At 38.5% G+C, this 14897-nt stretch carries 14 protein-coding genes and 1 pseudogene; 2 read left to right on the forward strand and 13 right to left on the reverse strand.

Annotated features, from left to right (window positions below):
* Positions 1–55 precede the first annotated feature (55 nt).
* Positions 56–1411 carry an arsenic transporter gene (locus AC1DRF_RS03390; protein WP_025749607.1) on the forward strand — a complete coding sequence of 452 codons (1356 nt, stop codon included), beginning with the start codon at positions 56–58 and terminating at the stop codon, positions 1409–1411.
* Between the two features lie 528 nt (positions 1412–1939).
* Here AC1DRF_RS03390 and AC1DRF_RS03395 read toward each other — a convergent pair.
* The 11 genes from AC1DRF_RS03395 to AC1DRF_RS03445 form a co-directional block, all read right to left on the reverse strand.
* The gene (locus AC1DRF_RS03395; RefSeq protein ID WP_016766443.1) at positions 1940–2143 is read right to left on the reverse strand and encodes an IDEAL domain-containing protein; all 204 of its coding nucleotides are present in this window, start codon (positions 2141–2143) and stop codon (positions 1940–1942) included.
* A gap of 49 nt (positions 2144–2192) precedes the next feature.
* On the reverse strand, positions 2193–2360 hold the full coding sequence (locus AC1DRF_RS03400; protein WP_075421395.1) for a Fur-regulated basic protein FbpA: 168 nt from the start codon (positions 2358–2360) through the stop codon (positions 2193–2195).
* 368 nt (positions 2361–2728) lie between these two features.
* Positions 2729–3571, reverse strand: coding sequence for an aldo/keto reductase (locus AC1DRF_RS03405; protein WP_162213728.1), 843 nt, complete (start codon positions 3569–3571; stop codon positions 2729–2731).
* A 130-nt stretch (positions 3572–3701) separates the two neighbouring features.
* Positions 3702–3860 carry a hypothetical protein gene (locus tag AC1DRF_RS03410; RefSeq protein WP_427075587.1) on the reverse strand — a complete coding sequence of 53 codons (159 nt, stop codon included), beginning with the start codon at positions 3858–3860 and terminating at the stop codon, positions 3702–3704.
* Between the two features lie 129 nt (positions 3861–3989).
* Positions 3990–7304 (reverse strand): Ig-like domain-containing protein, encoded by a 3315-nt coding sequence (locus AC1DRF_RS03415; RefSeq protein ID WP_477740337.1) that lies wholly within the window; start codon positions 7302–7304, stop codon positions 3990–3992.
* A gap of 217 nt (positions 7305–7521) precedes the next feature.
* Complete coding sequence (locus tag AC1DRF_RS03420; protein ID WP_427075589.1) at positions 7522–8397, reverse strand: N-acetylmuramoyl-L-alanine amidase family protein; 876 nt, start codon at positions 8395–8397, stop codon at positions 7522–7524.
* Positions 8398–8593: 196 nt separating this feature from the next.
* Positions 8594–9058, reverse strand: a complete 465-nt coding sequence (locus tag AC1DRF_RS03425; RefSeq protein WP_016766438.1) for a C40 family peptidase — start codon at positions 9056–9058, stop codon at positions 8594–8596.
* 455 nt (positions 9059–9513) lie between these two features.
* Positions 9514–9693, reverse strand: coding sequence for a YfhD family protein (locus AC1DRF_RS03430; RefSeq protein WP_013055768.1), 180 nt, complete (start codon positions 9691–9693; stop codon positions 9514–9516).
* A gap of 336 nt (positions 9694–10029) precedes the next feature.
* Positions 10030–11301 (reverse strand): cation:dicarboxylate symporter family transporter, encoded by a 1272-nt coding sequence (locus AC1DRF_RS03435; RefSeq protein WP_028407730.1) that lies wholly within the window; start codon positions 11299–11301, stop codon positions 10030–10032.
* 216 nt (positions 11302–11517) lie between these two features.
* A complete protein-coding gene (locus tag AC1DRF_RS03440) occupies positions 11518–12441 on the reverse strand; it encodes a response regulator (protein ID WP_477740338.1) in 924 nt (307 codons plus the stop codon).
* A 1-nt stretch (position 12442) separates the two neighbouring features.
* Positions 12443–13750: a sensor histidine kinase gene (locus AC1DRF_RS03445; protein WP_477740339.1), complete on the reverse strand. Its 1308-nt coding sequence runs from the start codon at positions 13748–13750 to the stop codon at positions 12443–12445.
* 311 nt (positions 13751–14061) lie between these two features.
* On the opposite strand from AC1DRF_RS03445, the gene AC1DRF_RS03450 reads away from it, so the two are divergent.
* Positions 14062–14217: a hypothetical protein gene (locus AC1DRF_RS03450; protein WP_013055763.1), complete on the forward strand. Its 156-nt coding sequence runs from the start codon at positions 14062–14064 to the stop codon at positions 14215–14217.
* A 20-nt stretch (positions 14218–14237) separates the two neighbouring features.
* Here the strand turns inward: AC1DRF_RS03450 and AC1DRF_RS03455 are convergent, their stop codons facing one another.
* The gene (locus tag AC1DRF_RS03455) at positions 14238–14498 is read right to left on the reverse strand and encodes a hypothetical protein (protein ID WP_477740340.1); all 261 of its coding nucleotides are present in this window, start codon (positions 14496–14498) and stop codon (positions 14238–14240) included.
* An 85-nt stretch (positions 14499–14583) separates the two neighbouring features.
* Positions 14584–14897: pseudogene (locus tag AC1DRF_RS03460) on the reverse strand (sodium:solute symporter family protein); the annotation flags it as partial.

Here is a 14897-nt window from a genome sequence, read left to right on the forward strand (position 1 = left end):
TAAGGGACATGCAAGGGTATATTCATTACAAATTTTAGAAGAAAGGAGCATACTGATGAATATTGAAATTGGAATTGCCATTTTCGTGTTTACAATGACAATGCTCGTCATTTTTTGGAGGCCAAACGGCATCAACGAAGCATGGCCGGCATCCATAGGAGCAGCCATTATCCTGCTTACAGGGATTGTATCCAAATCAGACATTGTTGATATTTTCGGAAAGATAAGCGGCGCTTCTATCACCATTATTGCCACCATTGTCATGGCCGTCATATTAGAAAGTTTCGGATTCTTCCACTGGGCAGCTGCACGGCTAGTGAGTTTATCCAAAGGCTCAGGGTACCGATTATATTGGTACATTCAACTGCTTTGCTTTTTAATGACTTTACTATTTAATAATGACGGCAGTATTTTAATTACCACTCCAATTTTAATTCTACTTTTGAAAAACCTTCAGCTAAAACCCCACCAGCAGATCCCCTACCTTTTAAGTGGAGCGCTTATTGCTACCGCTTCCAGCGCGCCTATAGGTGTAAGTAATATTGTCAATTTGATTGCCTTAAAAATTGTTCATATGTCGCTTTATATGCACACGGCGATGATGTTTGTACCGGCGACACTTGGTTTATTATTTATGTCTTGGCTCATGTATACGGTCGTAAAACGCCATTTGCCAAAAAAACTGCCGCATGCTTCAAAAGATATAGAAGAGAGTTTCTTTACGAAACAGTTTCACCCCTTAAAAGGAAGCATTTCTGTTGAAACAAAACGTAAACGCACACAATTTATGCTGAAAGTTTTATTATTTGTGTTTGTTATGCGCTGTCTCCTATTTGTCGCCTCTTATTTCGGCATACCAATCGAATTGGTTGCTGTACTGGGCTCACTGATCTTACTTATTTGGAGATGGTATCACTTACGTACAAACCCGATTGATATTTTAAAGAAAACGCCGTGGCACATTTTCGTTTTTGCATTTTCAATGTACGTTATTATTTACGGATTGCATAACGTAGGATTGACAGATCTACTTGTAAAAATTTGCGAACCAATTGTGAATCGAGGGCTTTTTGAAGCAAGCTTTATCATGGGAGGACTTGTTTCTATTCTCTCTAACTTGTTTAACAATCACCCTGCTTTAATGGTCGGAACCATTACCTTGACTGAAATGGGGCTCGATCCTATTACTCTTAAAACTATTTACCTTGCTAATATTATTGGAAGTGATATGGGCTCGCTTTTATTGCCGATTGGAACACTGGCTTCTCTTATTTGGATGCATATTTTAAAAGAAAATCATATCAAGGTAAAATGGAAAGATTATTTAAAAGTATCACTTATCGTTATCCCGCTTACCACCATCGTTACGCTTTTCCTCCTATTCTACTGGGTTCAGCTCATTTTTTCTTAATACTGATTTACAGGACGGATTGTACTCTTTTGAAGCTTGCAGTCCGTCAGAAATAAACAAATGTCTCTCATAAAAACTCACTACGTTTTTTTATTGTTTTTTTATAGATACACATTCACCCAATAAAAACATTTTTTTACATTCACTAATTATTTAGAACAATTTAAAAAGAAAATCAATAAATATATTGAATCGAATTTCGTTCATGTGATAAGATATGGTTATATTGTTACTTTAACAATACATAGAGCGAATGAATTAGAAAATATGCAGTTGCATAGAACTTTCTAAACCCCACACGCAACATTTAGAGAGTGACATTCATTTTCTCAGTAACACCCATACCTTTCTGAAAAGAGTGAGTACATTAGACTTGCTCTTTTTGTCTGTTCAGTGATAAGGTTCATTTCTTATGTAAGGCCTTCGTTTGCAATAAGACAACAAAAAAACAGGTAACTAAGCATGCCGCTTCTTACCTGTTTTTATATGCTAAAATGATAAAATCAAATTCTATCGCGCGAATGCCCTTTACGAAATTGATTTTAATTCTTCAATTAATTGAAAAAATTTTTCTTTGTTTCTTTCTTCTAATGTTTGATCGACTTCACGTAAAATTTGATCTCTTCTAAAATCTCGGATAGCCTTATTTAATACCATTTTAGCAAATATAGAATCGAGGATATCCATACGGATGGGCTGCGAGTCTGTCGGGTGCTTTTCGATATAAATCAACTCCTATCCTTTCCTCTATTATAACAAATTCTAGCAATGTATCAAAATTTCATGGGGATATGCGCTGTTGTGAAATAGCTTCGTATTCTGTTTCTAGCTCTTGAAGCGTAAGCTCATATAGCTGCTTGTTTCCTTTTTTATAAACCCCTGCATCCAGCAATAAATCAATCATTGATGTTTTTTTACATTGTATGTGAGAGTAAGCTTGTTTTGTCATCGTTACACCGCCTATTTTACACTTAAAAATGAAATGATTTCTCTAGCTTTCACGACCTTTCTTTATCATACGGCCCGTCCTTTAGCTTACTGTGAAGAAAATGTTAAATTTATGTAATAATGCATAAAAGAGGCCGGGACATAACTAAATGAATCCAGCCTAAAGACGAACAAATGAGATACATGAGCTGAACCACTTTTCCCGCAAGAGTCTTCTCCTTGCCCTTCAATCAACTGCTAGAAGGGACGAAACAGATGAAGCTGTAGTCACCATAACAAAAAAAACGAACCACTCATCAAACTAGTTGATCAATGGTTCGTTTTTCACTTGGGCTAAAATACTTTTCTCCCAGCCTGTTAGTTCTTCTATTAAAAATCAAAGTTGTCCGGATCTGGACCTACTCGGTGATTTTGGTTTAATTCATTAATTTCACTTACGTCTTCAGCATCCAATTCAAAATCAAATAACGATGAATTTTCAACAATACGATGTTCTTTTGTCGATTTTGGAATCGTTACAACTCCGTTTTGCAGATCCCATCGCAGAATAATTTGAGCAACTGATTTACCGTGTTTTTCAGCAATTCCTTTTAACACATCGTTATCTAGCAATTCTCCTTGCATAAGCGGAGACCATGCTTCTAGCTGAATATCATGCTTTTGACAAAAAGCATGCAGCTCTTTTTGCGTCAAACGAGGATGATACTCCACTTGGTTAATAACAGGCTTAACGTCTGTATCTTTCATTAAGTCTTCTAAATGATGAATTTGAAAATTACTTACGCCCACAGCTCTTACTTTTTCTTCTTTATAAAGCGTTTCTAATGCTTTCCACGCTGCTTTATACTTACCTTCTACCGGCCAGTGAATTAAGTATAGATCTAAATATTCTAAGCCAAGCTTTTGTAAGCTTGTTTCGTAAGCAGCCAGCGTCTCTTCATAGCCTAAATCTGCGTTCCAAACTTTTGATGTAACAAAAATATCTTCGCGTGAAAGACCTGCTTCTTTCAGACCTTGGCGAATTCCTTCTCCTACACCTTCTTCATTTCCATAAATAGCTGCCGTATCAATGCTGCGATAGCCTTTGACGATAGCTGTTTTCACTGCGTTCACTAATTCAGGCCCTTCTTCTACTTTAAATACACCTAGTCCAAGCCAAGGCATTTTGACTCCATTGTGAAGTGTTACTGTATCTTGCAAATGATTACTCATTATAAAAAACCCCCTGCTAATTTCTTTACATTTGTTATTATGAAACAGAAAAAAAGAAAAAGATAGAACCCACTTTAAAGTAAGTTAGGCACTTCAAAGTTCTAAGGTAACTTTTTAGTAACCTTCTATTTTACTTAAAAACCGCTAAAAGAGATTGAGACATCACGAAATAAATCCAATCTAACGATGAACAACTCGGATAAATAATCTGGACTGCTTTTTCCATCGCTGTTGATTTCCGTGCAAGGCTTCGCTTTCCGCGGGAGTCTTCGCCCTGCCCTCCAATCAACCGCTAGAAGCACTTACCTACATGATGCCTACATTCACGATAATCATAAAAAAACACGAACTATCTATCAGTTTTCGATAGATAGTTCGTGTTTAACTTTAACTAAAATACTTTTGTCCCAGCCTCTTTCTATTTAACACTTACGTTCGTGGCTGAACTTGTATTTCCAGCCGCATCTTTTGCCGTCACAGCCAGCTTTACGCCTGCTTTTTGTTTTGGAATAGTGACTTTAAACTGCCCTTTGCTATCTGCTTTACCCGATGCGATCAGCTTTGTACCGCTTTTAATCGTAATCACGGCATTTGCTTCCGTTTTTCCGGAGATAAAGGTGGACAAAGACGTAATTGCATCAACCGCCGGAGGTGCCGGCGGCGTTGTGTCTTGTACTTTTACAATTTTATACGGGCTGTATCCTACTTTATTTTGCAGCACGGCCGTCACTTCTGTTCCTGCTTTTTGAGCAGGAATTTTTACGCTGAACTTGCCGTTTCCATCAATTTTTCCACTCGCAATAATTTTTCMGCCTACTTTAATATAAATAGACGCATTTTTTTCTCSTGTTCCCGTTACCGCTGTACTTTTTTCAGTAAGCGTATTAACGGTTGGAAGCGCTGGCTTTGTCTGCGCGGCACTGACCGTTACAAACGTGTTGGAGCTGTAGTTATTAGCTGCATCTTTTGCAATAACAGCTAATTTTGTAGAAGCAGGCTGCTTTGGAATGGTGATGCTGAACGTTCCATCCGATTTTGCATTTCCTTTGCCAATTACTTTTTTGTCAATTTTCACATGCACTTCTGCGCCGGCTTCTGTGCTTCCCGTTACGACTGTATCTTGATTGCTTACAGCGTTTACTTTTGGTGTAACGGGTGCTGTTTTATCCTGCACGGTTACGGTTACAGCTGGACTTACCCCCGCTGTGTTTCCAGCCGTTACAGACAGTTTGCTTCCTGCTTTTTGTTTTGCGATCGAGATGCTGTATGTTCCTTTAGCATCCGCTTTACCAGCTGCAAGCTGAAGACTTCCGTTTTTAATGATAACCGTCGCATTTGCTTCTGCTGTACCCGTAACGGCTGTACTTCGATCACTCACTTCATTAACTGTCGGTTTTACCGGAGCTTTTTGCTTTGCTGTAATGATTACAGTCGATTCAGAGCTGTTATTTCCTGCTGCATCTTTTGCTTGTACGCTTAGCTTTGTATTCGCTTTTTGCAGAGAAATGGCAACAGAAAACGCTCCGTTTGCACCTGCTTTAGCCATTCCCACAGTTGTTGTTCCCACTTTTACAGTAACCGTCGCATTTGCTTCTGCGGTACCTGTAACTTTTGTATCTTGATCACTTACTGCGTTTACTTTTGGCGCAGCTGGTGCCGTTTTATCCTGTACGGTTACCGCAGTGGCTGAACTTGTTCCACCTGCATTTTGAGCCGTTACAGACAGTGTGCTTCCTGCTTTTTGTTTCGCAATTGAAATGCTGTAATTTCCTTTGGCATCTGCGTTGCCTGCTGCAAGCTGAAGACTTCCGTTTTTAACGATGACTGTCGCATTTGCTTCAGCCGTTCCTTTGATCGTTGGGTCTTGATCACTTACTGCATTTACTTTTGGTGCAAGCGGTGCTTTTAACGTAGATTTAACCGCAAAAGAAGGAGCTTGACTTTCGTTTCCTGCTTTATCTTTTGCACTTACCGCTATTGTTGTTCCACCTATTTGTACTGGAATTGAAACAGTAAATGTACCGTTACCATCCGCTACTGCAGAGAACGTTGCATCGCCTGCTTTTACCGTCACGGCGGCGTTTGCTTCTGTTACGCCTGCTACCGTCGTATCTTGGTCACTTACTTCATTTACAATTGGAACAGAAGGCGGCGTTTGATCTGTTACGGTCACTACTGTGGCCGTGCTTTCATTTTCAGCTGCATCTTTAGACGTTACCGATACTTTTGTATCTGCTGGCTGCTTGGCAATCGTAATTGCAAATTTTCCAGCTTCGTCAGCAAGACCCGTTCCAATTACTTGATCTTCCACTTTTGCAATAACAGAAGCATTTGGTTCTGTCACGCCCGTAAGCGATGTTTCGTTGTCTCCTAGTGCATTAACTGAAGGTGCATCAGGCGCAACCGTATCTTTCGGTGGTTCTTGCTCCTGCTCTTTTCGCGGATATTTAGTTGTATAAAAACTTAAAAGAGTAGTTGTTGGATAATAGAAATCTAAAATTTCACGATAGTCTTTTCCTACGCTTGCCATTTTTTGAGCACCGTATTGACTCATTCCAACACCGTGGCCATTTCCTTTGCCATTAAAAGTTGTTGATGTGCTTGTTTCATTTGTTTCCGTTACAAGCAGACTAAGCATCGCACGGCTGTTTAACATCGATTTTAGCTTCGTCGATGTTAAATCCGTTAATTCCAAATGATGAACCACTAGTTTTTGCGAACTGTCTACATCTCCTTTAACAAGGTAGTCCACTGTAATCGCACCTTTAGTCACACGGCCTCCCGATGAAGGAGCATAAAAACTCACCTTTGGAATAGAGGTAATTTTAATCGTTTTACCAGGATGCTTATTGGCTACTAACCATGACTTCAAATTATCCGTAACGGTTTTATCTTTTTCAGAAACCGTATTCCACCAAGCGCTATAGTTAGCTAAATCTTTTCCGGTTAAATCAATTTGCGTTTTTTGAATAGCTAACGTCCACGGTGTCTGCTTATCGTATGGATCTTCTTTCACCGGGAAATAAGAAAGCTGAGTTCCTCCCCAGGCATTGCTGTTTGATTCGGTTCTTCCCCCGTTGCTTGATGAGAAAACGGCGTTGATTAATTTATTGTTGTATGTGACTACTTGTCCGAATGTCTCATCTACTGCTTTGTTTGTGCTGTCGTACCACGTATAGCCACCGTATACTTGATAGCTTACCGTGTCATTGATTACTTTTCCTGCATAGCTCATTGCGTATGTTCTCGCTGCTACTGCCTGAGTTTTTAAGGCTTGCAGATTCCAAGATGTATAGACTTCATTTGGCACGACACCTTTTAAATAGTCTTCAATCGGAAGCGTATTAACAGGTCTGACGTACGTTCCTTTTTCATTTGTAAACGCAACGTCCCCTAAGTACTGTCTGCCGTTAATAGATATGGGATTTTTATAAAGAGACGGTGTAATTTCAAAGCTTGTAAAATCACCTAATACAGTGCTTCCTTGTTTTAGAGTGACACCTTGAGTTGTTGCTGTTACCGTATACTCTGTATTTGCCTTTAAGACCAAATCCGAGTTTTTAATAGTGTATAAATAAGACGGCTTAATTGTAATTGCATGATGATCTCCTAAATAGTTTACTAATTTTACAGACACAACTGGTTCTACCGTTTCAGCTTTCACGCTAGCAAGCGGCGTGAATTGAAACAGCAGTACGCTTAGTACTAAAGCAAATGCCGTTAACTTTCTCATCTTGTTCCCCCATTTTCATGTACTGTCTAACGCATTTTAATATCACTCGTTATATCGACACAGTTTTATAAAAATTAAAGCATTTTACCTAGTTTTCTTTTCTGCTCGTCCATTTTTTTGTCGAAAAAACGCTTCTTTATATCATATGAACGACAAAAAAAACGTGTGACATAAATCAATTGATTTAGTCACACGCTTTTATAGGTCTTTTCACCTTTTATTTTTTCATTTCTTCATATGCCGTTACACCATCTGCAATATGATTCATCAGCTTTGTAAGGTAAGCCTGATCAGACAGGTTCCGGTCTTCTTCTGGATTCGTCATATATCCCAGTTCAACTAGCGTTACAGGTACAGTCGACCAGTTAAATCCTGAAAGATCACTGCGATAGCGAATGCCGTCTGCTTCGACAAACTGATCTTTTTTCACCTCTGTCAGAATAGCTTGAGATGCCTGCAGACTGCTTTGATAAATAGACTTTGTATAGGAATTATCTTCTGCAGGAGTAAGCACAGAAAATCCTTTTACAGAAGCATTTTCAGAACCATCTGCATGTATACGTACGTGCAGATCAGCTTTTGAATTATTCGCAAGCTCCGCTCGTTCCCGGTTGCTGATATCTACATTATCAGAACTCCGAGTAAGCTTTACGGTTATTCCTTTTTCTTCGAGCAGCTGTTTTAATATCATAGAAGCTTCCAACGTCAGCTTGTATTCCGGCTTCTTGGTCACTACGCCTGATGTGCCTCCGGAAACTTTTATTTTTGTTTCTGCTGATCCCGGTCCGATTGGCTCTTTCTCCAGGTTAGCCTGAGATTGATGACCAGGGTCAATGTAGACTAAAAAAGAAGGAGGATCCGCTTTTTCAGGCATGTTGTTTTTTACATTTTTCACTTCATTACCTGCTTCATGAGGCTGTACTGCTTGGAACTGTGAGATGGGCTGCTTCACTCTTTCTCCCTGCGCATGAGCTTTTGGTACATTTCCGCTAACGACGGCTTTCTCTGTTTGACCTTTCATCATAAAGAAAAATGAGAATACTGCTACTATTGCAGCAATACCTATTCCATAACTCCATACTAAGCGCTTCATCTTCGCTCACCAAACTTTCGAATAGAGTGGGATATTCCTTATGTTAAAGTACAAAATGTGTTAACGTTATTATCTCATAGAATATGGATTTTTTTGTATAAAACGTTAAAAATAATATTGGCAATATGTTATGTATATGCAAACAAAAAACAACACTACATAATGTAGTGTTGTTTTCCAAAAAAATGACGGATGGTTAAATCCGTTTTGCACCGATATAACGTGCTTTCCAGTAGCTGTTGCTAAGAGATGTAATCGTCACGCCTTTAGACGTAGAAGCTTGAAGAAACTGATTATTTCCTAAGTACACGCCTACATGTGAAGGACCTTTTTTATACGTTTGAAAGAAAACTAAATCTCCTTTTTGAAGCTTTGCTTTTGAAACGCTTGTCCCTACTCGATACATTTGTTCCGTTGTGCGCGGAAGTGTTTTTCCAGCCTTTTTGAAAATATATTGAATAAATCCCGAGCAGTCAAAACCTTTTGTTGTTGTGCCTCCCCATTTATAAGGAACACCCATTAATTTTTTACCAGTAGCAATAGCCGTGTCCTTGTATGAATATGACGCTGCTTCTACTGTTTGAGCAGGTGCAATAAACGGACTGGCTCCGCTAAATAAGACTGCCGCTGCCGTTATAGACCCAATGATGGCTTTTTTCATTTTTCTCCTCCATTATGTAACCGAACGTTACGTTTCTATAGAACTTATTTTTCAATATGTTCGGTTTAATTATAATGAAAAAAGCCTCAAAAACTATTACGCTATGATTAAATAATGTTACAAAATGGTTACTAAGGTATTTTTATCTTCTGGTATATATAGAAAAAATTGAGACATACCGAAACCAACTCAACTAAAAACGAACAAATGAGATAAATGATCGGGTATAAATTACTTGTTACACCGCGGCTGATTTCTGTGCAAGACTTCGCTTTCCGGAGGAGTCTTCGTATTGCCCTCCAGTCCACCGCTAGAAGCAACTAACTACATACCCGAAATCTACGTTTATCATCATCACAAAAAAATCCGAACGAGTTGGATTCTCCATCAAGAATCTCCATTCATCGTTCGGATTTCCCTTCAATTAAAACACTTTTGTCCAGCCTCTTTTTCTTTTACTTTTCTTTTTGCTGTTTCAAAATTAAGTCCTGTTTCGCTTTAGCATCGTGATGCTGCGCTAATTCACGTGAAAATTCTTCATTTGCTTGATCCGGAGCAATTTTTAACTCTTTTGGTGTTTGAGGCAGTGACCCTTTGTTGTTATGTGATGATTTGTGATTATTTGCTCTTCCCATATTGAGACCTCCTTGTATCAATCATTTGTTTTTCATCTTTAGTTACTATTCCCAATTTCCCAAAGCAAATTCAACCGAAAAAAGATTGAGACATAACTAAATAAATCCCATCTAAAGCCGGATAAATTGGATAAATGAGCTGGTATGGATAGCTTGTTGCACGGCCGTTAATTTCCATACAAGATTTCGCTTTCCGCAGGAGCCTTCGCCTTGTTCTCCAATCAACAACTAGAAGCAACTGCACAGATAAAATCTATATCAATATAAAAAAATCCGAACGAATAATCGTTCGGATCTTTCTTCAACTACAATACTTTTGTCCCAGACTCCTTGTTGTTACGATACTTTTTTTGTTACTTCGTTAATATAAGCTTCCTTGTCTTTATCGTTAAATTGCCCTTCCCACTTCGAAATGACAATCGCACCAAGTGAGTTTCCAATTACGTTTACCGCTGTACGTCCCATATCTAACAAACGATCGATTCCAGCGATAAATGCAAGCCCTTCTACCGGAAGTCCTACAGATCCAAGCGTTGCAAGCAGTACAACAAACGATACGCCTGGAACTCCTGCAATTCCTTTAGATGTAACCATTAAAATTAATATCAGTGAAATTTGCTGTGTGATGCTCATATCAATACCGTACATTTGCGCGATAAAAATCGCAGCAAGCGCTTGATAAAGAGTAGATCCGTCTAAGTTAAACGAATATCCCGTCGGAATAACAAARGATGTAATTGCTTTAGGACATCCGAACTTTTCCATTTTCGCAATAATACGCGGCAATACTGTTTCTGAACTTGCAGTTGAAAATGCTAACAGCAATTCATCTTTTAGCACTTTTAATAAGTGGAAGATGTTAACGCCAGCCCATTTAGCTACAAGTCCTAGCACAACTAACACAAAGAAAATCATTGTGCCGTAAGCAACAATTACAAGCTTACTAAGCGGAATCAGAGACGCTAGTCCAAATTTTGATACGGTTACACCGATTAATGCAAATACGCCAAACGGTGCAAACTTCATAACTAAATTCGTTACCCAAAACATCGCTTCTGCCGTACCTTCAAAGAATCTTAAAACCGGCTTGCCTTTTTCACCGATTGATGCAATTCCAAGTCCAAATAGGACCGAGAAGAAAATAATTGGCAGCATGTCGCCTGCAGCAATTGACTCAAATACATTCGTTGGAACGATGTGAACAAATGTTTCTACAAATCCTTTTTGCTCTGTAGCTTCTGCCGTTGATGTGTAGCTGCTGATATCTGATTTTTCAAGACCGCTGCGGTCCACACCAGTACCAGGGTGAAGCAAGTTAGCTGCTAATAAGCCTACAACAATCGCAACCGTTGTAATGATTTCAAAGTAAAGAATTGTTTTTCCGCCTAATTTACCAAGCTTCTTAATATCACCAACACCCGCAACGCCCACAATGATACTAGATATAACAATCGGCACCACGATCATTTTAATTAAATGAATGAATACGTCTCCAATTGGCTGCAGCACTTCAACTGCTTTAGGATTTCCGTAAAAAATAGCCCCTACAATAATACCTGCAATCAAACCAATTAGAATTTGTCCTGCTAATCCAAGCTTTTTGAACATATCTTTGCACCTTCCTTCTTTTTTCTAACAGCTCAAAGCTGTTTATTTGCACTTAATGTATTCAACAGATACAATTCAATTAAGAACTGTTTATTAAGTAGTTCTTTTATTCATAAGATTACATTATCATAGGCATCACAAAATCTAACAAAAACCTACTGAAACTAACAAAAAGTTTTTAGAAAATTACAAAATGAAAACGCTGTAGTTTTTTTACTACAGCGTTTGTTTGACTTCATAATAGAGCATTTGAATAAATTTTTTTACGTTTATACGACTCGGAGTGCTGCTTTTTCCCGTGCCTTTTTCTATATCTCTCATGCGCTGATGCACCATTGAAAAATCGAAAAACTTAGAAGCATAATTTTCAAATTTAGGATTAAAGAAGTCAACCATACCAAGAGAGGTCAAATGATTTAAAGACTGATAAATAGCTCTTCTTACTCGCTGCTCGGCTGCTTTCATTTCTTTTTGCAGCACGTCTTCTGAAAAAGATGAACCAAGCTTTCTCACGGTAATTTTCTCAAAAATTTCTTTGAGAGAAGGAAAATGCTGTTCATACATCGTGCTTTTTTCCGTTTGATGCAAGTRATTGATGATTTCAATCAAATCTTTACTTCCGCTTTCTCCTAAAATCCCAAGTTCTCTTAAAAGAAACCTGCACGCTTCTACCGGATCGCTTTCTTTTTTACCAAAAGAAGGCGTTTTTTGCTGATTTCCTACATTAAGTACGGTATTTAACGATTCTTGAATTTTCTCCATTGATTGTTGAACATGAATTCGTTCAATTACTTTTTGAATGACCATGAGTACTTCCATACGATTAAGCGGCTTCGTGATATAGTATTCAATGCCAAGCGAGTAGGCTTTTCCAATCAAATCTTTCGTTTCTACCTGTGACATCATAATAATTTTCCCTTTAAAACTATCCTTTATTTTGCGCACGGTTTCGATTCCATCTTGAACCGGCATTAATAAATCAATAAATAAAATATCGATCTGCTGCAATAAAGAAACTTGATCGTTTAACACGATCCCGTCTTCTCCTTCTCCTATAACCTCCCCTAGATCGTTATCTTCAATAATTTCGGCTAACATTGAACGAAAGACTTCGTCATCATCTATGATATAAAATCGCATATTAGTCCTTATCCCCCATTAACGTAGAAATAGGTAAATCTATAGCAAATTGAACACCGGGGCTTGGAGACAGATTAACAAATTGAATATTCCCTCCCAGCTGCTCGGTCATTTGCTTAACGTAGACAAGCCCAAGACCCGTAGAAGGCGTTCCGTCCTTTGCATATTTGGATGTAAACCCCGCTTTAAAAATGAGACGTTCATGCCTTTTTTTCACTCCGGGACCGCTGTCTCTTACATACAATAAAATGCGGTCTTCTTCTCGACATACATCGATAATAATCGCGCCTTCTTTTTCAATCGCTTCGACCGCATTCGTTACTAGGTTATTAATTAATGATAAAAACAAGTACACGTGATAGCGAGGATGCTCTCCTAAAATCGAATATGAAAAATGAATATCTTTTGCTAACATCGCCGCATATTTTTCGTTGCTGCGCATCACGATTTGAAGCAGACTTTCAATTTCCATATACTCAGAAAATTCTTCTTTTGTAATGACCTTGGACAGTCCTGCTGATATCCGCTGGTTGTCTTTTTTAATATCATGTACTTCTCCTGCAATTTGTAATGCTTTTTGGCTAAAATCGTGCAGTGAAGTAAGCTGGTGGATGTCCGCTTCGTGTAATTCTTCATACAAATCATACGACTTTTTCGTAATTCTTTCAGCGTCCTGCAGCGTTTTTTTCAAATGAATGGATTCCTCATATAAATTTGAAAGCACAACAAGCAGCTGATCATTTTTTTGAGAGATTTGTCGTTCTCTCAGCTGCCCTTCGTAAAGTTTGATCATGCTAAACAGGCATAAAACAAAGAAACTTCGAAAGACGCCTACAATAAAAATCTGCATGAACTCTGGAAACACAATATGATGATGAACCATTACATACATACAAAGCAATTCCATCCCGCCTGAAACCGTTTCGATGATGATGCTCCATATGCCAATAATCCAAGGCTTTGAATGAAAATCGTTAATTTTAAACCACGAAAAAGAAATGGCATAAACGAGATAATAGACCCCTGCTGAGCATCGGATCTGCAAAGAATGCAGAAAATCAAATGATTCGTAGTTATACCAGTCAAGCCACATCCGAAAGCCCACTATAGCACTCGCAACTAAAATACCTGGTATTACAGGAGATACCTTTCTTAAAAGCAGCAGTKAAAAGAAAAAAATGGGCACAGCAAAGCTAACTCTATACGTATCATGAAAAGGATAATATTTAAGCTCTCCTGCTAGCGGCACAACGACTATCATCACCAGAATGAGTAAAACATCTTTTTTTACTACCGTATCAACTTTCATCGTTCACTTCCTGCACTTTTTGAACATAAGTATATAGTTTAGCAATCTAAAAGACAATCGCTCTTCTCTATATTTTTTTACATTCCTACTTCCATTTATAAATATAGCCCATATATAAACAGTTATTTATTCTCTTTCATTATTCTCTGTAGTTTTTTAGATTTTCTTGTTTTATTTTGTAATTTTTGTTGTATAGTAGAAGTACCTTTTAAAATGTGAGGCTGTATCACAACTATTCAATTATTATTACATCACCTGATAGCTACACTAAAAAGGAAAACTATTATTTTATAGGGGGAGCTTATTTTACAATGTGGATCATTACCGTTTACTCGAAAAACCAAAGTCCGACTATGTTTGAATTTGAATCAGAGGTAGAGGCGAAAAAGACGTTTCAGGAGATTAAAGGGTGTAAGATCCTATCGGAAGTTATTTACTATAATGACCGAGTTCCCGCTTTAGCGTAAATCAGTTGATGTAGGAAATTTTACAAATTACCGGTTAAAAGCCACGTAAAGAGCCAAAGGATGGTCCTATTCCTTTGGCTCTTTACTGTTTGATTAGAAAAAACGAGGCTGAGACATAATGACATGAGCTGAACCGTTTGTGACACCGCAGTTGATTTCCGCGCAAGACTTCGCTTTCCGCGGGCGGCCGCTGAGCCTCCTCGTCGCTTGCGCTCCTGTGGGGTCGGGGTCTCACCTGTTCCGCTKTTCCCGCAGGAGTCTTCGTCTTGTCCTCCAATCAACTGCTAGAAGGGTCTGACGTTGACCCTAACAAAAAAACGAACCACTAATCAAACGTGTTGATCAATGGTTCGTTTTTCACTTCGTCTAACATACTTTTGTCCCAGCCTCGTTTTGCTTTGTGAGCATACTGACTGCCCACATTATGATAAAGTTGATAAGCAGCGCAATAAATCCGACATTGATATCCTTCATTTGCTGAGGCAGTGACGGAAATAACGTCCCAATAGTAGATCCGCTGATTGTAATATAGGCTACTACAATAATGCCAGCAACAATCCCCCACGCTGCTCCTTGTTTCGTTACAAAGTTATTTTTCTTCAAGCTGAAAAGCAGAGATGGAAACAGCTGTGTCATTAGACTATAGCCCATTAAAATAATCGTTGACAGCGTCGTTCCTC

It is taken from the genome of Priestia sp. P5_B4 (assembly GCF_056400385.1).